This is a genomic window from Ruegeria sp. AP7, assembly GCF_056539905.1.
Genome location: NZ_JBQFVT010000001.1, coordinates 846,570 through 866,027 on the forward strand (window position 1 = coordinate 846,570; position 19,458 = coordinate 866,027).

A 19,458-nucleotide genomic window follows, 5' to 3' on the forward strand; every position below is an offset into this window, starting at 1 on the left:
CACCAAAGGGGGAAATGCATGGGCAGCCTTCGCGATATTTTGAATAATCTGGCGCGCGACTATGCCGTTGCGTGGAGTTCAGGCGACCCAGACGCGGTTGCCAGCTTCTTTTCGCCGGATGGTCAAATCAGCATCAATCGTGGCGAACCTCTGCAAGGACATGCCGCAATCGCTGAAATGGCGCGTCGTCTTTATGCGGATTTTCCCGATCTGGAAGTACGTTGCGACATGATGCGGTGGGCTGGACCACATGCCCTGTTCGTCAGAACGCTCGAAGGGCATCATCACGCCACTGGAAACCGCGTTGTCACGCGTGGATGGGAGCAGTGGGAACTGACATCGGACAACAAGATCAAAACTTCGCTGGAATGGTTCGATGCGCAAGAGCGGCAAAGCCAGATAGATGGTGTCTGAAACACGTCCGCGCGCCTTACTCTGAAGTCACAATGTATTCACGGGGAATGCCTTGTGTGATCCGATACCAGTCCGAGTTTTTCGTCCTGTCCTGGTGCGCCTCAAAGGCCGCCCTGTTTGCAAACACCTCGGACACTTCAAACCGACCGGGCTGGTTGGCATCTTCGCAGACCTCGAATGAGATACACCCCGCCTCTGCACGAGTCAGTGAAATATGAGCAGGCAGCGCTTGCCGCACCTGTTCCAACCGGTCCTGAGGCACCGTAATATGACCGCGCAAATGAACCTTCTTTTCAGCCTGTGTCATCGACAACCCTTTTTATTGAATGGGTCCAAACTTCAAAGCGCGGCAAAGCGGGCCGCTTGTTTGTCAGTCCAAAGCACAGTGATTTCGAAACCATCCTCGGTCTGCTCTTCAGATCTCACGACTTCCTGACGAAACAACCATGCCCGCTTTTGGCCTTCAGCGAACGTCAATGAGAGTGTGGATTCATGCCGGGCGCCCTGCAGGATCGTGGCAATTTCAGACAAAAGAGGAGCAATCCCCTCGCCCGTTACAGCCGAAATCGCAAATATTGCCGGATCACGCTCGGCTCGAGCCAGCGTGGCCTGGCGGTCCTCGGGGCTGAGAAGATCAATTTTGTTCCAGACTTCCAGCCGGGGCCGGTCATCCTCGACCCCAAGAGAGGTCAAAATCGTCTCGACATCCTGTGCCTGCGCTTCGGTTTCTTCGTGACTAATATCTCGAACATGAACCACAAGATCGGCACCCAACACCTCTTCCAGCGTGGCGCGGAATGCAGCGACCAGTTCTGTCGGCAGGTTCGAAATGAAACCCACTGTGTCCGAAAGGATCACTTCGGGACCATCCGGCAGTTCGACCCGCCGCATCGTGGGATCAAGCGTGGCAAAGAGCATATCTTTCGCCATCACCTTGGCCCCGGTCAGGCCATTGAATAGCGTGGACTTTCCGGCGTTGGTGTAGCCGACCAATGCAACGATTGGGTACGGAACCTTGGCCCGTGCGGCGCGGTGCAACGTGCGGGTCTTGACTACTTTCTGCAGCTGCCGCCGTAGACGCACCAATTGTTCATCGATCGCACGGCGGTCCGCTTCGATCTGGGTTTCACCCGGCCCGCCGACAAATCCCAATCCGCCACGCTGCCGTTCAAGGTGGGTCCAGGCCCGCACCAATCGCGTTCGTTGATAGCTGAGTGCCGCCATCTCGACTTGTAGCACCCCTTCACGGGTACGCGCACGATCACTGAAAATCTCCAGGATCAGCCCGGTTCGATCGAGGATTTTGACCTTCCAGGCCTTTTCAAGATTTCGTTGCTGAACAGGCGTGACTGGCCCGTCGATCAGAACCAGTTCCACTTCGTTCTCGTGGAAACGCTCACCCAACTCTTCGATCTTGCCGCTGCCGAACAGCAATCCCGCCTGAGCCCGCTGTAAACGTACAACTTCGGACCCGACCACATCCAGATCGGGCAAAGCGGCAGCCAATGCCACCGCCTCTTCCAGCGCCGGTTCTGGAACGCGGCGCTGTTCATCTGATTTGATTTCCGGATGCAGCACCCAAGCGCGGGTGCGCGTCCTATCATGTTCCATCAAGAGGCGTCTTCGCCCTCATACAGGCTGATCGGCTGTGACGGCATGATGGTCGAAATCGCGTGTTTGTAGACCAGCTGCGACTGTCCGTCGCGGCGCAACAACACACAAAAATTATCGAACCAGGTGATTACACCCTGCAATTTCACGCCATTGATCAGGAATATCGTGACCGGGACTTTTGCTTTCCGTACATTATTCAGGAACGCGTCCTGCAGATTCTGTCTGTCCGAAGCCATATTGTTTTAATCTCGCCATTGTTCTTGCTACGCGCTGCGGACCAACGCGCTCCCTCCGGCGGAGTATGGAGTGGTGCGCGCAGATATTCCAGATGAAAAATCATGCAGTAACAGCAGACGCCTGCCGCAGGGTCAATCGCGCCACAGGGTTGGTGTAATCAGTGCGACGATCGCCAGGGTTTCCAAACGGCCAATAACCATCGCAGCGCAAACTGTCAGTTTGGCTGCACCTGACAGATCAATAAGTCGAATGGGGACATCAGTTGCCAATTCAATCAGCGGCCCCGTTGTGCTCAGCGCCGCAACGCTCAGCACCATCGCCTGCTCAAACCCGACACCCATGGCGGCCAGCAGCAAATCGAACAGAGCCAACGTCAAAGCAAACATCATCAGGAAGATCCAGGCGATGAAGGCCCCGTCGCTTTGGATACGTCGGTTGCCTCCGCCTTCGCCGCTGACAGAAGACGGATAGATCAGTCGGTCAATTTCGCGCTTACCATTCAGATAAAGTGCAAAAACGCGCAGCAGTTTGACCCCTCCTGCGGTTGTTGCAACACCGCCGCCAATCAACGCCAAACCCATCAGGATCAAACCAGGTGTCCCGAGGCCCGATAGTTGCTGCGCATCGTTCCAATTCGCGCTTTCAAATCCGGCTGTTGTCAGGAAAGACATTCCAGTGAACACCATGCCCCAAGCCACGTGCAACGCCTGCACAATCTCGATCTGAATACCAAGCTCGGCCGTTCCCGCCAGAACTCGGATAAACAACAATACCGCAACCGACAGCACGATAAAGATACCGATCCGAAACTCAGGGTCTTTGTCCAGCCGCGAATAGCCCGAGGTCGCTGTATCGGTCGAAAAGGTCAGCCGCGACAACGCGAAGAAAAGGAACAGGAACATGATAGCTTCGCCGGTTATACCTGCTGTTGATCCTTCCAGCCCGCCCACAGGCGAAATACCCGAGGTCGCCATCACCGACATCGCGTGGCACACTGCGGTTAAGCCTTGTTCGCCTGCGATCAGCAAAAGAACCCAGATCACCGCTGTCAATCCGGCATAAATCGGAGCCAAAGCGCGCGACACGCGGATCAGATGGCCTCTTGGATCGGTCTTTTCGCTTTGGGCAACGCCCGAGACCGGTCGACCAGGTTGCCCTTTTGCGGTTACCTCGAATCCACCCAACGACAAAGGCGCGAGGATCGCCGCTGCAGAAATCCACATCAACAGCCCCCCCATCCATCCAACCAAAGCGCGCCACAAATGCAGCGGTGCAGACAGACGCTGGGGATCCGGGAACAGGTCAGCGCCGGTTGTTGTCAGCGCACTGACCATATCAAAATAAGCATTTAGAAAACTGGTTGTTCCCAGCGCATCATGAAACGGTATGGCCAGAAAGATCGGCAACAAGGTGAACGCGGCAAGTAGAACCGCCAATTGGCCAAGCGTCCCGCGCCGGGGTTTTCGGTTCGACATCGCAAGCGCAATGATCAAGACAGCGAACACACCTAACAGCCCGGAATAAAAGAAAGATCGTGAGGTATCGTGATCATCCAGTGCCAGCGCGTAGGCAGCGGGAATCCACATCGACAGCGCGACAATTCCCCAGATCATCAGCAACAGCGGTAGTCGCCGCAATACTCCGATCCGTTGCTGTCCACGTGCCTGCAACATCAGAAGAAATCGATCGAGACCTGCATCAGACGTTCAACCTCGGGCACGTCTTTGGCCATAGCAAAGATTGCAACGACATCCTTCTCGTCAATGCGGAGGCTTCCAGTTGGGCGCAGCACCTCGTCTCCTTTGCGGACGGCACCGACCAATACGCCCTCGGGGAAATCAATATCACGCAGCTTTTGCCCCGCCATCGGAGAAGTCGACAGGACTTCGGCCTCAATAACTTCGGCTTCGGCGTCGCCAATAGAATAAACCTGACGCACCCGACCGTGACGGATGTGGCGCAGGATCGAACTTACTGTTGTCGCACGCGGATTGATATACGCGTCGATTCCCAGCGGCCCCATAAGGGCGACCATACTGGGGTCATTGATCAAAGCGATGGCCAGCGGGCAGCCCTCGCCCTTGGCACGCACCGCAGCCAACATGTTGGTGCGATCGTCGTCTGTGACTGCCAGCATCGCATCGGCGCGTTCAATACCTGCCTCGCTCAGCAAAGACGAATCCAGACCGTCGCCATTCAATACAATGGTGCGCTCCAGCCCCTCGGCAGCGATCTCCGCGCATCGGCGGTCGCGCTCGATGATCTTGGCGCGGACGCGGCTTTCACGTTCTTCCAGCGTGCGCGCAACTTCCAACCCGACATTTCCGCCACCCACGATGACGACTCGATCTTGCTGACGTTGGGCTTTGCCGAACACCTCCATCGTGCGGTCCACATCCTTGACGCTGGTAAAGACATAGCATTCGTCGCCAACAAACAGCTGATCCTCGGATTCAGGCGCGAACAACGTCCCTTCACGACGAACACCAACAACGATTGAACTGAGCGTCGAGAACAAATCAGTCAGCTGGCGAAGCGGAGTGTTGACGATTGGACAGTCTTCTTCGACCCGAATACCCAGCAGCTGCGCCTTACCGTCCATGAAAATCTCGGTATCGAAAGCCGACGGAGCCGACAGACGGCGCATTGCTGCGGCAGCGACCTCGCGTTCAGGGCTAATTACCACGTCGATGGGCAGATGATCGCGGCGATAAAGATCGGAGTGAATCGCTTCGAGATAGGATTTAGACCTCAGACGCGCGATCTTGCGCTGGATCGAAAAAACCGAGTGCGCCATCTGGCAGGTGACCATGTTCACCTCGTCCGAATGGGTCGCAGCAATGATCATATCAGCGTCGCGGGCCCCTGCCCGATCCAGTACATCCGGATAACTGGCGAATCCGGCGATCCCCTGCACGTCCAGCGTCTCAGTCGCGCGACGCACCAGATCAGGGTTGTTGTCGACCACCGTTACATCGTTCAGTTCGCCCGAAAGGTGACGCGCAATCTGCCAGCCCACTTGGCCGGCACCGCATATGATGACCTTCATACTCTTGGCCTTTCTGCCTGAAATCTTTGAATGACAGATGCCCCCAAAGCGGTCAATTGAATTGTCATGGATGACAAGCTGAGCCAAAGTAACTGTATGAAATCAATTCTGCCCACTCTGATTTGCTTGCTGACACTGTCTGCCTGTGGTCCGCTTTCGCTGTATTACCGCGAGGGCGAAAGCGTTGCGCGCATGCAGACCGAAACCACGAACTGTCAGGTGAAAGCTCTTAAAGACGCCCCTGTCGCCAATCAGGTCCGTCAGAGCCCACCGGTATACTGGCCCGGGCGCACCTATTGTGATGGCCGTGGGCGTTGCTATCGCAACCCTGGATGGTGGGAACCCGGACGGATCTATACCGTTGACGTGAATCAGGGGCTAAGAAACAAGGTCGAGGCACAGTGTATGGCACAGAAAGGGTACCGCCCGGTCAGCCTGCCGCCTTGCAAACAAGGTGTCAAATCGCGGGTTGCACCCGCACGTACCACAACTCTTCCACCGCTGAGCACTGAGTCGTGTTTCGTGAAATTTGAAGACGGGTCATTTCAAATCATCACCCCGGGACAAGCCGGCTGATTTGCGACGCTTGGCCAGCGCGAGATGAACAAATATGGCGATGCCATAGAATGCAGCCACGGCCAAAAACATACCGACCTCTTTCGCGCCCAAAAGAACTGCCAGTAAAACTGGCGTCCCTAGCAGATTTCCAGCATTCCCCATCTGCGCCATTGCGCCGTAGCTTAACGCCTGGGTCTCGGCTGTGTCGTTCAACTCGGGCACAGCAGCGAAACTACCGCCCTGAACAAGCCCAAGAACCGCAAACAATGCGATGCATCCGAAGGCAAGCGGAGCCCCCAGAAACAGCGAAATGATCGTCAGAATCCCCATGGCGAATCCCAGATTCACGACACTGACGCAGGACAGCACGGTCAAAAGCAGCGGTACCAGCAACCATGACAACACGATCCCGGCCAACGGCATCAATGCTGCGATCGATGCACCCTGCCCTTCGGGTAAGCGCCCCGGCAGAATTGCCAGAAGTGAGACGAAAGTGAGCGTGTAGAAGAACCATCCGATCGCCGGAGCCGAGATGAATGGCGAGCGATAGGTCCTTAGGTGCACACCAAGCAAAGAAGATAAACTCCACCTCGTGCCGGCTGGCTGATCTATGTCGATCTTCAATTTGCTGAACGCTATCAGCGCGGCAATCACCAACATCAATCCGCCATGCAGGGCAAAATACACCGGCAATCCATAGCGGTCGACAATTGGCAACCCGAACCAGGCATTCAACGCAAAGGCTACGCCAAAAAACGTACTCCATAGCACCATAGAGTTGTACCTAGCGCGACCGGTTGTGATCTGTGCAATCAAGGTCGGTGCCGCGACAACAATCGCAAGATGGGATAGCCCTTCGACCACCCGGCTGAGCAACATCAATTGGAATCCCGGCAGACTTGCTTGCAATATTGACAATGCACCCCCAAGAACCAAACCCGACAAAAGCAGACGGTTTGGCCCGATCCGCGCCGCAATCGCACCCGACATCGCACCCAGCGCTGCTCCCATCAGGCTGATAATCGATAGCAGCCAGCCGATCACCGCCGCATGATCGGGATAAAGCAATCCTATGTCAGCAAACGGAACGGCGATCTTGGCAAACTGGGTCGCAGCCCCGAGGCCTGCGAACCAAATCAGCAAAACTTGCAGAAATGTTCGGAAAGAGTCGCTCATGAACTCGGTCTATCGCGACCTACACACCAGCGGAACGCATAAATTATGCGGCACCCTCTCGCCGACCGCTGACCAGACGAACCGGGGTGCCATCCGAAAGATACAATCGCTCCCAAACGATCCGTCCAGCGCTGATTCTGATTTGGTCATGCACGGCTTCCGAGGTCAGAAACGCCTTGGGCGCAGGCGAGTGCAAATCCCACCAACCATCGAGTTGCAGTTCCGCCTCGGCCTGTCGGATCTCATCCGTCGCAAATTGCCAGAGTGATACACCCAGCAACGCGTGCTGAGAGGTTTTCCAATCTCGTGCACGACTGGCCGAATAGGCAAGGCAAGTGTGTGTGGCTTCTTCAACAAGGTGTAGGCACTCGGACGAGTTTACCACCAGACGTTTAAGCGCGGAATCTTGTGCCTTTGCCGGACCAAGCGCCGCAAAAACAACCTGTTGAACATGGGCCGAAGGGGTTTGGCCACCATTTTCCCACCGAGAAATTGTGGCCTGATCAACCTCGATCAGATCAGCAAGGGCAGATTGCTTCAGACCAACCACGCGGCGCAGCCGTTTCAGCCGCTTTCCAAAGGCTGGAAAACCAATGGAAACGGCTGTGGTCTTCGAGCAATCTGCGGTCATTGAAGCAAATCACTCTGCGGGTTCGGGCTCATCAATCTGCGCCACCCTCGCACCTGACTTGTTTGAGGTCACGACCCCCAAGGACTTGAGTTTGCGGTGCAAGGCGCTGCGCTCCATGCCGACGAAGCTGGCAGTGCGGCTGATGTTACCACCAAACCGATTGATCTGAGTCAGCAGATACTCACGCTCGAATGCTTCGCGGGCCTCGCGAAGCGGCAGCGTTGCCAGAGCACCGGACAGGACCACCCGTCCGGTTTCATCTGCCTTTTCTTCTTCATTGGGCAGTTCGCGTGCCTCAATCGGGCCGGTACTATCCCCAAGGATCAGTACCCGTTCGATCAGGTTCTTGAGCTGACGCACATTGCCCGGCCATGTCATCGTTTGAAGCAGCGCGACGGCCTCATCGGAAAGTTCACGCACTGGCAGGCCCTGCGTGTCGTTGCACATCTCGATAAAATGCTGCGCCAAAACCGGAATGTCTTCGCGGCGCTCTTCCAGAGATGGAACTGAGATCGGTACAACGTTCAGACGATGATACAGTTCTTCGCGGAAACGCTCTGCTGCAATTTCCTGTTCCAGATCGCGGTTGGTCGAAGAGATGACGCGCAGATCAACCCTCACTTTGTCTGACCCGCCGACGCGCTGGAACTGCTGATCGACCAGCACACGCAAGATTTTGGACTGCGTTCCCAGCGGCATATCAGCGACTTCGTCGAAATAGACGACCCCGCCATGGGCCTCTTCCAGCAGACCTGACTCGACACCACGCTCCGTGGATTCACGGCCGAACAGAACCTCTTCGACCCTCTCAGGCTCGATCCCGGCGCAGTTAACCGTCACGAATGGTGCATTGGCGCGATTGGAATGGGCATGGATATAACGTGCTGCTATCTCTTTGCCCGAGCCCGCCGGACCGCTGAGCATGACCCGACCATTGGACTTGGTCACCTTATCCAACTGCCCCTGCATCGCCCGGAACGAAGCCGATTTGCCGATCATATCGGAACAGCTGACTTCCTGCCGCTTCAACGAAGCATTCTCGCGGCGCAGGCGCGAAGTTTCCATCGCGCGGCGGATAACCACCATCAACTGATCAATATTAAAAGGCTTTTCGATAAAATCGTATGCCCCCTGTTTGATCGCCGCGACCGCAATCTCGATATTGCCGTGCCCGGAAATGATCACCACCGGCACATCCGGGTTGTCGCGTTTCACCGCCTTCAGGATGTCAATCCCATCCATACGACTGTCTTTCAGCCAGATATCCAGGATCAACAGTCCGGGAGGTTCGGCATTGATCGACGACATGCACTCATCCGAGTTTGCCGCCAGCCGTGTGGAATAGCCTTCGTCCTCTAGAATATCGGACACCAATTCGCGAATATCGCGTTCGTCATCTACGATCAGAATGTCGCTCATCTTTGGCCTGCTTTCAGTTTGTTTGTTTTAATCGCCTGTTTTTCCGGCGCATCTGTCGGGCCGCCTGAGGCCCCGGGAAGACGAATGACAGCCATCGCGCCGTAATGGTCCTGTCCGTCAAATGTGGGCGCATCTTCTAATGTCAGCGCTCCGCCATGTTCTTCGATTATCTTTTTGACGATAGGCAGGCCCAAGCCCGTGCCTTCGTCACGCGTGGTTACATAAGGTTCAAACAGCCGCGCCCGATCTTCTGGCAGGCCGATGCCGTTATCGGCAATGGTGATCTGCGTTCCCGCATCGTCATTGCTGACCGCCACCTTAATCTGAGGTTCAAGATTGTCCGGCGCGCCTTTTTCTTTCAGCGTTTCAATAGCCTCGCCCGCGTTCTTGATCAGGTTCGTCAAGGCCTGGCTCAACATGGTCGAATCCACATCCGCCAGAATAGGCTGTTCGGGCAGATCCGCGTCGATCTGAACATCGGGTTGGCCCGCCTGCTGCAACAACACCGCCTCACGCACCAGCGTCACAATGTTTTCTTCGCGCCGCTCCGGCTCGGGCATCCGCGCGAACTTCGAGAACTCATCGACGATCCGTCGCAGATCATTGGTCTGACGCACGATCACATCTGTCATCGATTCAAGGCTACTGCAGTCTTCTTCATCCAGCTTGCGCGAAAACTTACGTTTGATCCGCTCGGCGCTCAGCTGGATCGGGGTCAGAGGATTCTTGATCTCATGCGCAATGCGACGGGCCACATCGCCCCAAGCCGCCATGCGCTGTGCACTGACCAAATCGGTCACATCGTCAAAGGCCACAACGTAGCCTTCCAAGCCGCCATCTTCACCTCGACGCGTCGCCATGCGTACCAGCAAGTTCTCTAATTGACCCTTTCGAGTCACTTTCACTTCGCCCTGAACAGCCTCCTGCCCGCTGTCCTTGAGCGTTTCGAACAATGGCAAGAATTCGGGCACGGCTATGCCTATCGCAAGATGATGCTCACCGCCCGACCAACCCAACAGGCGCTCTGCGGACCGGTTCACAAAAGTTACGCACCCTTCGGAATCAACGCCCACAACCCCCGACGTCACCGAACTGAGCACCGAGTCGAACAACCTTCGGCGGCGTTCGATCTGGCGCGTATTCTCCAGCAAGGTATCGCGCTGCCCCTTCAACTGGCGGGTCATCTGATTGAAGTATCGGCCCAGCATCGCGATTTCATCATCGCTGGCCTCTTCGATGACCTGGACGCTCAGATCACCTGCACCGACCCGTTGCGCAGCCGTTGTCAGCCGCCCTACGGGACGTGAAAGGCGCTCGGCAAACCACATGCCCAGCGACATAGCCGCCAATATCAGGATCACCGCGAAACCCAGATACAGAAGACCGAACTCGAACAGTACCCGACCACGCTCACTTTCGAGCTGACTGTAAAACTGCGCGGTCTCTTTGGTCTCATCCAGTAGGGTCAAAAGCTGTCCGTCAACCTCGCGGCTGACATATAGGTATCGGTCCAGATAGGCCTGCAATGGTACAAGAGCGCGGAACTCGCTGTTCTCCCAATCTGCGATAATCGCCACACCCTGATCATTGGCCTCAATCATCTCTTCGGGCGTCGGTGCCTCGTAGTCGAACAGGTAGGACCGATCACCACGCGACCGAATTTCAGCACTGCCATCAATCACATAGGCCTCACGCAAACCGCGTTGAATCTGGGACTGCCCCTGCGCCAGAACCTCACGCAATTCGGCATCTGAGATGTAGTAATCTAGTGATCGAGCGTTATCGAGAAATCGCGCCAGAACGATCGCGTCCTGCGTCAGCCCTTCGCGGTGTTCTTGTTCGTAGGCTTCGGCGGCCGTAAGAGATGACCCAACAACCTGCCTAACCCGATCCGAGAACCAGCCTTCAAGGCCGATATTCACCGTAAGCCCTGCAAAAATAGCAACCGTAACGGTAGGAACCAGAGCCAGCAGCGTAAACGCGCCAATCAGGCGCAGGTGAAGCCGTGACCCTGCTGATTTCGCGCGTCGGGCGGCGATCAGACTGAATAACTGCCCCAACACCAACGCTGCGACGACCAGCACATAAACCAGATCGGCCAGCAGAATCAGCCTCAGCGTCGGCGCCGCCGCGCCTAAATCAAAGGGACCAATGACCAGATAAGTTGCCAGCGCCAGAATGGGGCCCAACACGACCAGACCCAAGGTACTGAAATTGCGCATCCTCCGGGACTTGCGCCACCGGTTGATCGATAGGATCGGCCCGTTCTGTGCCCGGGTTGCCACCGTCTGCCCTCATTCTGATGTGCCGCTCGCGCGGCTTACCGCCATATATCGTGGTCGTTCCCGGGGTCGAACCCGAATGCCACGGTTTGTGTGGCGATATTACATCAGTTTGCGGCGGCGTGTCACCTGAATATCGAGGTCGGTAATCTTTTTCCGCAACGTATTTCGGTTAATCCCCAGAAGATCAGCACATTTTGCTTGATTTCCACCGGTCGCATCCAGCGCAATTTCGATCAGAGGCGCTTCGACTTCACGCAAAATACGCTGATAGAGCCCGGGCGGTGGTAGGATATTCCCGTGTAAATCGAAGTATCGCCGCAGGTGACGCCCCACCGAAGCTGACAGTTTTTCACGCTCGCCATCCCCCAGAACCGGCTCAGCCTCAGGCTGACTGCCCAAAACCATCTCAACTTCGGTGCGCGAGATTTCTTCTGCACGGCTTGTCAGACTGAGACGACGGATGGCATTTTCCAGCTGCCGGACATTCCCAGGCCAAGAATATCGGCGCACAAGCTCCACAGCTTCAGGACTGAGGCGGCGTTTCGTCCCGCTTTCGCGCTCTTCCCTCGCAAGAAAATGGTCGGTGAGCAACGTGATATCATCAACGCGTTCTCGCAAAGCAGGAACATGTACTGTCGCACCGCAGAGACGATAATAAAGGTCCTGCCGCACGCGACCGCTTTCCATTGCGTCAGTAAGGTCAGATTGGCTGGTGGCCATGAAACGCGGCACATGATCGCCCGGAGTGTCCATCATGCGCACGATCCGGGCTTGAATCTCGTCATCGATATCGGCGATCTCATCGATCAACAGCGTGCCGCCCCGCACGCGCGCCATGACTCGCGCCGGGCCTTCCAGATCACTTAGATCAGCGGCAGTCGCGGTGACAAAAGGCAGAGTTCGACGGTCTGAAAAATCGTGAATAGCGCGCGCAATCAAAGATTTACCTGTACCACTTTCACCCGATATCATCACTGACAGATCGGTGTTCATCACCCGCGCCACGAGACGATAGAGCGCTTGCATAACTGGGGTGCGCCCAACAAGCGGCAACTCGTCTGGACGATCTTCGCTGGCTTCGACAGGCTCAACCTGAGCATGCTGTTTCTGATCAAGCGCCCGAGCGGTCCGCTTCATCAGATCAGGCAAATCGAACGGCTTGGGCAGATAGTCATAGGCATCCGCCTCGGCAGCCTGAATGGCCGTCATGATGGTGTTCTGGGCCGAGATCACGATGACCGGCAATCCAGGACGATCCTGTGCGATCTTTGGCAACATCTCGAGCCCGTTTCCATCCGGCATCACTACATCCGAGATCACCACGTCGCCCTTGCCTTCGGCCACCCAACGCATGAGCGTGGTCAGCGAAGATGTGGCATGAACCTTGCACCCCGCCCGCGTAAGGGCCTGTGTTAGAACCGTGCGGATCGTGCGGTCGTCATCGGCAACCAGAACTGTGCCATCCATCAGATGCTCTCCTTGTCATGTGTGCCCTGTGGCGCGCGTCGCAGGGACAGGCGGAATACTGTGCGCCCAGGCACCGATTCCGCTGATATCCATCCGTCGTGGTCGGATATGATCTTGCTGACCAGCGCCAGCCCCAGGCCGGTTCCGTTTTCTTTACCCGAAACAAACGGATCGAAAATCTCGCCCTGAATTTTCTCCGGCAATCCGGGACCGTCATCGATGATCTCGATTTGCAAAGGCAGCGAGTGACCGGAACCATCACTGCGACGCAGCCGGAAAGAATGTTCGAAATAGGTTCGAAGCCGGATTATGCCACTGCCATCAGCAGCCTCAGAGGCGTTCTTGAGCAGATTCAAAATCACCTGCAAAAACTGGTCCGGATCTCCGTATGCCAGTGGCAATGATGGATCGTAATCCTCAACAATGGTCATATGAGCGCCAAACCCCAGCAGCGCCGATCTGCGCGCGCGGTCCAAAACATCGTGTATATTGACAGGCTTGAAATCAGGCTGAGACAGGTTTCCGAACTGTTCCACCTGTTCCAGCAGCTTCACAATACGACGGCTTTCCTCGACAATAAGATCTGTTAATTCAAGATCTTGCTGTGAGATATTCATGCTGAGCAACTGTGCCGCACCGGTGATCCCGGCCAGAGGGTTTTTGATTTCATGCGCCAGCATCTCGGCCATGCCAATGGCCGATTGCGCCGCCGATTTCACGGTATTGCCTCGGGTCATCCGCCCAGACAATTCACGTGGTGAGATGATCATAATCATGGATCCGGGATGCCCCATTAATGGCGCGATCTGCAGGGCACATTGCAGCGGCGCGCGATTACCCGAGCCCACATCCACATCATTCACAAACAGGGGCGTGCTCTGCTGACGGGCGCGTATGAAAGCCTCTTCCAAGGGCGCATCGACTGCGATCTGATCCCAGACTGGATGCCCGATTACAGCTTTGCGCGAAGCGTTCAGGAACCCCTCACCCGAAGAATTGACATCCGATATGCGGTCGTCAGGATCGATGATAAAGGCCGGAACCGGCAGCGAGGTCCAGATGCTCTGATCCGAGGTCATGCCGCCACCTCTGCCGAGCTGTTCAAAGCATCGCCCAGTAGCTGCAGAACTTCATCCGTATCGCGTGATGTAAGTACTGCGCGCCGTAAGGTGGCAGACGTCCCGGCCTCATCCATGTACCATCCCAAATGCTTGCGTGCGACGCGCAAGCCCAGCTCAGTACCGTAGAATGAGAGCATCGCCTGATAGTGGGCGCGCACCATCTCGATCAGGTCGGCTCCCACCGGAATGTCCGGAGCCGCAGCTCCATATAGATCGTGACAGATCTGCGCCAGCAGCCATGGCTTACCCTGCGCGCCCCGGCCCACCATCACGCCATCCGCACCAGACTGCACCAGCGCGGTTCGCGCGGCCTCCGAATCAATAATATCCCCATTTGCGACGACCGGGATCGAGACCGCCTCTTTCACCGCCCGGATCGCCTGCCAATCTGCCCGACCTTTGTAGAACTGACAGCGCGTACGCCCATGGATGGTGACCATCCGGATGCCAGCGTCCTGCGCCCGCCGCGCCACATCCGGCGCGTTCAGCAATTTGTCATCCCACCCTAGGCGCGTCTTCAACGTGACCGGTACGTCCACGGCATCCACCACGGCCTCTATCAGCGTCAGCGCGTGATCCGGCGTCTTCAGCAGGGCCGAACCGGAATAGCCGTTGGTCACCTTCTTTGCTGGACATCCCATGTTGATGTCGATCACTCGGGCGCCCCGGTCGACGACCTGCCGGGCAGCCTCGGCCATCCAGTGCGCCTCGCGACCGGCCAATTGCACCGCCGTGCTCTCAACATCCGCCGACAGTTCTGCCCGTTCACGGACGCCCGGCTTGGCCTGCACCATCTCTTGGCTGGCAACCATTTCACTGACCACCATGCCCGCACCGAAGCGCATCACAAGATCCCGAAAGGGCCGGTCGGTGATTCCGGCCATAGGTGCCAGCAGCACTGGCGGGGTCAGGTCCTTCTCAGCAAGACGCAGGGTCAATGTGCTTAATCCTTGAGCAGTTGCGCTTTTAATATCGAAATTGCAGCATATGAACAACAAATCGACGGCATTCCAGCCCGCTAAATCATCATTTGCTTAATTTTTAGGCAGATTGACGTGGGTGATTGCCTCTGCATTCACCGCCCCCTAAACAATGCCCAATCAGGAGAACCCGCAGATGACCACAGCCGCCATCATCGTCGCCGCCGGGCGCGGCCAGCGCGCCGGAGGCGCAGTGCCCAAACAGTGGCGCGCTTTGGGCGGGCAACGCGTGGCAGATTGGACCATTGATCGCTTCAAAGGGCTCGTCGATCATATCGTTCTTGTTCTGGCGGAAGACGATACATCTGCCTGGGAAGAATTCTCTGCAACAGACCTTATTCTTGCGCCGGGTGGCAGCGACCGGGCCGGATCTGTGCATAGTGGCCTGCGGGCGTTGGAAGCACACAGCGTCGAAAAGGTCTTGATCCACGATGTCGCTCGTCCCTGTGTCAGCGCGAGGGTAATCCGGGATGTGCTGGCTGCGCTCGATGCACATCCTGCGGCAGCTCCAGGCCTGGCCGTCACTGACGCACTCTGGACCGGAGATGGATCGGTGGTGACAGGAACACAGGATCGGTCTGCTCTTTACGCAGCGCAGACGCCGCAGGGGTTTCACTATGGCGCGATCACGGCCGCCCACGCCTCCCATCCCGGAGGCGCGGCAGATGACGTCGAAGTTGCACGTGCTGCCGGGATTGATGTGGCGATCGTTCCGGGCGATGCGGATAACCTGAAAATAACCCGGCCCGAAGATTTCGAACGGGCGGAACGCATAATGGGTATGAACATGGATGTAAGGCTGGGCAACGGCTACGACGTGCACCGATTTGGGGACGGAGATCACGTGATCCTGTGCGGTGTGAAAGTGCCGCATTCGCGCGGGCTTCAAGGCCATTCAGATGCCGATGTCGGTATGCATGCGGTGACCGACGCGATCTATGGCGCGCTGGCACGGGGCGATATAGGGCAGCATTTCCCACCCTCCGACCCGCAGTGGAAGGGTGCGGCCAGTGAGATTTTCCTGCGCCACGCCGTCGAGCTTGCCGGGCAGATGGGTTATGCGATCTCGAATGTCGATTGCACGCTGGTCTGCGAATATCCCAAGATCGGCCCTCATGCCGACGCGATGCGTGCCGAGATGGCACAGATCATGGGCCTGCGGACCGACCAGGTCTCGATCAAGGCCACCACATCCGAGCGGCTGGGCTTTACCGGTCGCAGCGAAGGGATTGCGTCGCTTGCGACTGCCTGTCTGGTGAAGTCATGACCGCGGCGCGCCTGATCGGAACCGTCGGCGGCGTCGGCTATCTGCGCCCTGCCCCGGGAACCTGGGGATCACTGGCTGCATTGCCACTGGCATGGGTTCTGCACACACTGGGCGGCTTTCCGCTACTGGTCATCGGGACGTTGACAGCATTCTTCGGCGGCCTTTGGGCCACGCGTGTGATGACGGCAGGACAGGATGATCACGACCCGTCCGAGATCGTCATCGATGAAGTTGCAGGTCAGTTCATCGCAATCTGGGCGATCTCCTACCCGTCATGGGCCCATGAGATCGATATCACGGCGCTCTGGCCTGGCTGGATCGCAGGCTTCCTGCTGTTCCGGCTGTTCGACATCACCAAACCCGGCCCCATCGGTTGGGCCGACCGGCGCGGTGATCCGATGGGTGTCATGCTGGACGACGTGATCGCGGGCATCTTTGCAGCCGTCGGCGTCGTGATCCTTGCTGGCATCGCGCATGGGGTGATGGGCCTATGACCGTGATCGACCTGTTGAACCACGCCAAGGCGCAGGGTGTGATGATCGCGACGGCCGAAAGCTGCACCGGCGGAATGGTCGCCGCCGCGCTGACTGACATCCCCGGCAGCTCAGCCGTAGTCGAGCGTGGCTTTGTCACCTACACCAACACCGCCAAGCAAGAAATGCTTGGCGTACGCATCGACACGCTTGAGGCCCATGGTGCAGTCTCGGAGGAGGTTGCTCAGGAGATGGCCGAGGGTGCGCTGCACCACTCACAGGCGCAACTGGCAGTCTCGATCACCGGCATTGCCGGCCCCGGCGGGTCCGAGCACAAACCCGAAGGCCGCGTTTGCTTTGGTTTGGCAGCAGATGGCCAACCAACCCGCACCGAGACTGTCGAATTCGGTGCTCTGGGGCGTGGAAACGTGCGCAAAGCCGCTCGCGATCATGCACTTCTTATGCTGCTAAGCGGCGTTTCGCAGTCCGCCTAAATTTAGGGCAAATACGCCCAATGGACGCAAAATTGATCACCAGTTGAAAAAAAGCCGCCTAAGCGGGCGGCTTTTTGTATAGCTGCCTCTTTTTTCCCCACCTCAGCTCGGCTTCAACCCGCTCCACACCACTCAAGCGGTGTCGGAGGTAGAATTGGATTGCTCATCCGACACCCCAATAGGGAAAGGAGAGCGGCCCATGAACGGAGCCGATACAGCGTGGATCATTGTGGCAACAGCACTGGTCCTGTTCATGACATTGCCGGGTCTTGCCCTGTTCTATGGTGGGCTTGTGCGTGCCCGAAATGTACTCAGCGTTTTCATGCACTGCTTCTCGATTGCCTGTTTGATGAGCATTCTGTGGTTGGTCGCAGGGTATTCGATCGCCTTCGGACCGGGTGAGAGCGGCCTCTGGGGCGGTCTGGGCAAAGCCTTCCTGAACGGAGTGGACGCCGATAGCCTTGCGGGAACCTTACCCGAGATCCTGTTCTTTGCCTTCCAGATGACCTTCGCCATCATCACCCCTGCCCTGATCATCGGCGCATATGTGGAGCGTGTTGGCTTTGGCTTTGTCCTCACCTTCTCGTCCCTGTGGATGCTGCTTTGCTATGCACCCGTTGTCCATTGGATCTGGGGCGGCGGCATGCTGGCGGATGGAGGCATTCTTGGCGAAATCGGCGTGCGCGACTTTGCGGGTGGCATTGTCGTCCACGAAACCGCCGGCCTGGCCGCGCTGATCATCGCAGTTATCCTCGGACCGCGCCGTAATCGCACGACACCTCCACATAACCCCGGCTATGTGATGGTGGGTGCCGCAATGCTGTGGGTCGGTTGGTTCGGTTTCAATGGCGGCTCACAACTGGCTGCCGACGGTGGCGCGGCGATGGCCATGACTGTCACCCATCTGTCTGCCGCAACAGCGTCGCTGACATGGGCGTTGTGGGAGCGCATCCGATTTGGCAAAGCCTCGATGGTCGGCCTCGTTACTGGAACCATTGCTGGTCTGGCGTCGATCACCCCGGCCTCGGGCTTTGTGGGTCCGGTTCAGGCTCTGATCATCGGTGCGGTTGCCGGTATCCTGTGTCAGGAGGCCGTCAATGTGATCCGTAACAAGCTGAACATCGACGACACGCTGGACGTTTTCGCCGTTCACGGTGTCGGGGGTATCTTTGGTACTCTGATGATTGCGCTTTTCGGTCTGGGAACTTGGACTGCGCAACTGGGCGGCTTGGTCATCGTGGGTGCCTTTACGGCAGTTGTCACAATTGTTTTGGTCAAGGTGGTTGCACTCATCACCCCGCTTCGCGTAGACGCCGAGACCGAAACAAACGGGCTCGACCTCTCGGTACATGGGGAACGCGCCTACGATATGAGCAGCTAGGCCCACCTTGGCGCTCTGCCGCCCGTAAGGGCAAAGCGGACCTCTTGGGGGTCCGCTTTTCTTTTGGTCAGCCCCCTCGACTCTGGGCCAGAGGTCGGGCTATCAGCCAGCGACACCCTTCCAGCCCAGAGGTTTGCGCCATGATCCCCAGTTCATTCCCCGACAGCACCGAAATCGCCCGCCTGACTGCGCGGATGCTGCTGGAGATCAAGGCGGTTCATTTCAACTCGCGCGAACCCTTCACGCTGGCATCCGGCCTGCCCAGCCCGACCTATATCGACTGCCGCAAGCTAATCTCCTACCCGCGCATCCGCTCAACCCTGATGGACTTCCTGACTGTCACAGTGATGCGTGAGGCCGGTTTTGAGGCATTCGACAACATCGCTGGCGGCGAGACTGCAGGCATCCCGTTCGCGGCCATGGTTGCCGAGCGCATGGCCCTGCCAATGACCTATGTGCGTAAGAAACCCAAAGGCTATGGCCGCAATGCCCGTATCGAGGGCGCGATGACCGAGGGCGAACGTGTTTTGCTGGTTGAGGATCTGACCACCGATGGCGGCTCGAAACTGTCCTTTGTCGATGCGATCCGTGAGACGGGTGCGACCTGCGGCCATACGGCAGTAATCTTCTACTATGGCATTTTCCCCGAAACCGAGAAGACACTGGGCGATCATGGCGTAAAGCTGCACAGCCTTTGCACCTGGTGGGATGTGCTGGCAGAGGCTAAGGCGCAGAAAGCGTTCGACAATGAGACGCTGGACGGGGTCGAGGCCTTCCTCAACGACCCACGTGCATGGCAGGAAACCCACAAAAGCTAACACAACGGCATCTGTGCGCGCCTTGGAAACAATGATCGCGCAATGCGATCCAATCGCACAATATGTTGACGAAC

At 57.3% G+C, this 19,458-nt stretch carries 19 protein-coding genes; 7 read left to right on the forward strand and 12 right to left on the reverse strand.

Annotated features, from left to right (window positions below; translation table 11 throughout):
* Positions 1 to 18 precede the first annotated feature (18 nt).
* The gene (locus ACR0KN_RS04125) at positions 19 to 414 is read left to right on the forward strand and encodes a nuclear transport factor 2 family protein (protein ID WP_170540042.1); all 396 of its coding nucleotides are present in this window, start codon (positions 19 to 21) and stop codon (positions 412 to 414) included.
* 16 nt (positions 415 to 430) lie between these two features.
* On the opposite strand, the gene ACR0KN_RS04130 is transcribed toward ACR0KN_RS04125, so the two are convergent.
* The 5 genes from ACR0KN_RS04130 to trkA form a co-directional block, all read right to left on the reverse strand.
* Positions 431 to 721 carry a putative quinol monooxygenase gene (locus ACR0KN_RS04130; protein WP_480651554.1) on the reverse strand — a complete coding sequence of 97 codons (291 nt, stop codon included), beginning with the start codon at positions 719 to 721 and terminating at the stop codon, positions 431 to 433.
* Between the two features lie 32 nt (positions 722 to 753).
* Positions 754 to 2,025 carry a GTPase HflX gene (gene hflX, locus ACR0KN_RS04135; protein WP_480651556.1) on the reverse strand — a complete coding sequence of 424 codons (1,272 nt, stop codon included), beginning with the start codon at positions 2,023 to 2,025 and terminating at the stop codon, positions 754 to 756.
* The gene (gene hfq / locus ACR0KN_RS04140; protein WP_010440340.1) at positions 2,025 to 2,264 is read right to left on the reverse strand and encodes an RNA chaperone Hfq; all 240 of its coding nucleotides are present in this window, start codon (positions 2,262 to 2,264) and stop codon (positions 2,025 to 2,027) included. Before hfq ends, hflX begins: the two co-directional genes overlap by 1 nt.
* A 132-nt stretch (positions 2,265 to 2,396) precedes the next feature.
* Positions 2,397 to 3,938: a TrkH family potassium uptake protein gene (locus ACR0KN_RS04145; RefSeq protein WP_480651558.1), complete on the reverse strand. Its 1,542-nt coding sequence runs from the start codon at positions 3,936 to 3,938 to the stop codon at positions 2,397 to 2,399.
* Positions 3,938 to 5,314, reverse strand: coding sequence for a Trk system potassium transporter TrkA (gene trkA / locus ACR0KN_RS04150; protein WP_010440342.1), 1,377 nt, complete (start codon positions 5,312 to 5,314; stop codon positions 3,938 to 3,940). The genes ACR0KN_RS04145 and trkA overlap by 1 nt, the downstream gene beginning before the upstream one ends.
* A 96-nt stretch (positions 5,315 to 5,410) precedes the next feature.
* Here trkA and ACR0KN_RS04155 point away from each other — a divergent pair, with 96 nt between their 5' ends.
* A complete protein-coding gene (locus ACR0KN_RS04155) occupies positions 5,411 to 5,890 on the forward strand; it encodes a hypothetical protein (protein WP_480651560.1) in 480 nt (159 codons plus the stop codon).
* On the opposite strand, the gene ACR0KN_RS04160 is transcribed toward ACR0KN_RS04155, so the two are convergent.
* The 7 genes from ACR0KN_RS04160 to dusB form a co-directional block, all read right to left on the reverse strand.
* A complete protein-coding gene (locus ACR0KN_RS04160; protein ID WP_480651562.1) occupies positions 5,855 to 7,048 on the reverse strand; it encodes an MFS transporter in 1,194 nt (397 codons plus the stop codon). The two genes, ACR0KN_RS04155 and ACR0KN_RS04160, sit on opposite strands and share 36 nt — an antisense overlap.
* 43 nt (positions 7,049 to 7,091) lie before the next feature.
* Positions 7,092 to 7,679, reverse strand: coding sequence for a helix-turn-helix domain-containing protein (locus ACR0KN_RS04165; protein WP_170540060.1), 588 nt, complete (start codon positions 7,677 to 7,679; stop codon positions 7,092 to 7,094).
* Between the two features lie 9 nt (positions 7,680 to 7,688).
* Positions 7,689 to 9,098, reverse strand: a complete 1,410-nt coding sequence (gene ntrX, locus ACR0KN_RS04170) for a nitrogen assimilation response regulator NtrX (RefSeq protein WP_480651564.1) — start codon at positions 9,096 to 9,098, stop codon at positions 7,689 to 7,691.
* A complete protein-coding gene (locus ACR0KN_RS04175) occupies positions 9,095 to 11,320 on the reverse strand; it encodes a sensor histidine kinase NtrY-like (RefSeq protein WP_480651774.1) in 2,226 nt (741 codons plus the stop codon). The genes ntrX and ACR0KN_RS04175 overlap by 4 nt, the downstream gene beginning before the upstream one ends.
* Positions 11,321 to 11,482: 162 nt before the next feature.
* Positions 11,483 to 12,850: a response regulator gene (locus tag ACR0KN_RS04180; RefSeq protein WP_170773989.1), complete on the reverse strand. Its 1,368-nt coding sequence runs from the start codon at positions 12,848 to 12,850 to the stop codon at positions 11,483 to 11,485.
* A complete protein-coding gene (locus ACR0KN_RS04185) occupies positions 12,850 to 13,929 on the reverse strand; it encodes a two-component system sensor histidine kinase NtrB (protein WP_260026300.1) in 1,080 nt (359 codons plus the stop codon). Before ACR0KN_RS04185 ends, ACR0KN_RS04180 begins: the two co-directional genes overlap by 1 nt.
* Positions 13,926 to 14,909 (reverse strand): tRNA dihydrouridine synthase DusB, encoded by a 984-nt coding sequence (gene dusB, locus ACR0KN_RS04190; protein WP_480651567.1) that lies wholly within the window; start codon positions 14,907 to 14,909, stop codon positions 13,926 to 13,928. Before dusB ends, ACR0KN_RS04185 begins: the two co-directional genes overlap by 4 nt.
* 178 nt (positions 14,910 to 15,087) lie before the next feature.
* Between dusB and ACR0KN_RS04195 the strand changes: the two genes are divergently transcribed.
* From ACR0KN_RS04195 to ACR0KN_RS04215, 5 genes are all read left to right on the forward strand, one after another.
* On the forward strand, positions 15,088 to 16,218 hold the full coding sequence (locus ACR0KN_RS04195) for a bifunctional 2-C-methyl-D-erythritol 4-phosphate cytidylyltransferase/2-C-methyl-D-erythritol 2,4-cyclodiphosphate synthase (RefSeq protein ID WP_480651569.1): 1,131 nt from the start codon (positions 15,088 to 15,090) through the stop codon (positions 16,216 to 16,218).
* Positions 16,215 to 16,712 carry a phosphatidylglycerophosphatase A family protein gene (locus tag ACR0KN_RS04200; RefSeq protein WP_480651571.1) on the forward strand — a complete coding sequence of 166 codons (498 nt, stop codon included), beginning with the start codon at positions 16,215 to 16,217 and terminating at the stop codon, positions 16,710 to 16,712. The genes ACR0KN_RS04195 and ACR0KN_RS04200 overlap by 4 nt, the downstream gene beginning before the upstream one ends.
* Positions 16,709 to 17,185 (forward strand): CinA family protein, encoded by a 477-nt coding sequence (locus ACR0KN_RS04205; RefSeq protein ID WP_480651573.1) that lies wholly within the window; start codon positions 16,709 to 16,711, stop codon positions 17,183 to 17,185. Before ACR0KN_RS04200 ends, ACR0KN_RS04205 begins: the two co-directional genes overlap by 4 nt.
* Before the next feature lie 199 nt (positions 17,186 to 17,384).
* On the forward strand, positions 17,385 to 18,566 hold the full coding sequence (locus ACR0KN_RS04210) for an ammonium transporter (protein ID WP_480651575.1): 1,182 nt from the start codon (positions 17,385 to 17,387) through the stop codon (positions 18,564 to 18,566).
* A 140-nt stretch (positions 18,567 to 18,706) separates the two neighbouring features.
* Positions 18,707 to 19,384 (forward strand): orotate phosphoribosyltransferase, encoded by a 678-nt coding sequence (locus tag ACR0KN_RS04215; protein WP_480651577.1) that lies wholly within the window; start codon positions 18,707 to 18,709, stop codon positions 19,382 to 19,384.
* The last annotated feature ends 74 nt before the right edge of the window (positions 19,385 to 19,458 follow it).

What these genes read in the sequence shown, in the direction of transcription:
- ACR0KN_RS04125 (WP_170540042.1), top strand. Translation starts at nt 19, where the DNA reads ATGGGCAGCCTTCGCGATATTTTGAATAATCTGGCGCGCGACTATGCC.
- ACR0KN_RS04130 (WP_480651554.1), bottom strand. Translation starts at nt 721, where the DNA reads ATGACACAGGCTGAAAAGAAGGTTCATTTGCGCGGTCATATTACGGTG.
- hflX (WP_480651556.1), bottom strand. Translation starts at nt 2,025, where the DNA reads ATGGAACATGATAGGACGCGCACCCGCGCTTGGGTGCTGCATCCGGAA.
- hfq (WP_010440340.1), bottom strand. Translation starts at nt 2,264, where the DNA reads ATGGCTTCGGACAGACAGAATCTGCAGGACGCGTTCCTGAATAATGTA.
- ACR0KN_RS04145 (WP_480651558.1), bottom strand. Translation starts at nt 3,938, where the DNA reads ATGTTGCAGGCACGTGGACAGCAACGGATCGGAGTATTGCGGCGACTA.
- trkA (WP_010440342.1), bottom strand. Translation starts at nt 5,314, where the DNA reads ATGAAGGTCATCATATGCGGTGCCGGCCAAGTGGGCTGGCAGATTGCG.
- ACR0KN_RS04155 (WP_480651560.1), top strand. Translation starts at nt 5,411, where the DNA reads ATGAAATCAATTCTGCCCACTCTGATTTGCTTGCTGACACTGTCTGCC.
- ACR0KN_RS04160 (WP_480651562.1), bottom strand. Translation starts at nt 7,048, where the DNA reads ATGAGCGACTCTTTCCGAACATTTCTGCAAGTTTTGCTGATTTGGTTC.
- ACR0KN_RS04165 (WP_170540060.1), bottom strand. Translation starts at nt 7,679, where the DNA reads ATGACCGCAGATTGCTCGAAGACCACAGCCGTTTCCATTGGTTTTCCA.
- ntrX (WP_480651564.1), bottom strand. Translation starts at nt 9,098, where the DNA reads ATGAGCGACATTCTGATCGTAGATGACGAACGCGATATTCGCGAATTG.
- ACR0KN_RS04175 (WP_480651774.1), bottom strand. Translation starts at nt 11,320, where the DNA reads ATGCGCAATTTCAGTACCTTGGGTCTGGTCGTGTTGGGCCCCATTCTG.
- ACR0KN_RS04180 (WP_170773989.1), bottom strand. Translation starts at nt 12,850, where the DNA reads ATGGATGGCACAGTTCTGGTTGCCGATGACGACCGCACGATCCGCACG.
- ACR0KN_RS04185 (WP_260026300.1), bottom strand. Translation starts at nt 13,929, where the DNA reads ATGACCTCGGATCAGAGCATCTGGACCTCGCTGCCGGTTCCGGCCTTT.
- ACR0KN_RS04195 (WP_480651569.1), top strand. Translation starts at nt 15,088, where the DNA reads ATGACCACAGCCGCCATCATCGTCGCCGCCGGGCGCGGCCAGCGCGCC.
- ACR0KN_RS04200 (WP_480651571.1), top strand. Translation starts at nt 16,215, where the DNA reads ATGACCGCGGCGCGCCTGATCGGAACCGTCGGCGGCGTCGGCTATCTG.
- ACR0KN_RS04205 (WP_480651573.1), top strand. Translation starts at nt 16,709, where the DNA reads ATGACCGTGATCGACCTGTTGAACCACGCCAAGGCGCAGGGTGTGATG.
- ACR0KN_RS04210 (WP_480651575.1), top strand. Translation starts at nt 17,385, where the DNA reads ATGAACGGAGCCGATACAGCGTGGATCATTGTGGCAACAGCACTGGTC.
- ACR0KN_RS04215 (WP_480651577.1), top strand. Translation starts at nt 18,707, where the DNA reads ATGATCCCCAGTTCATTCCCCGACAGCACCGAAATCGCCCGCCTGACT.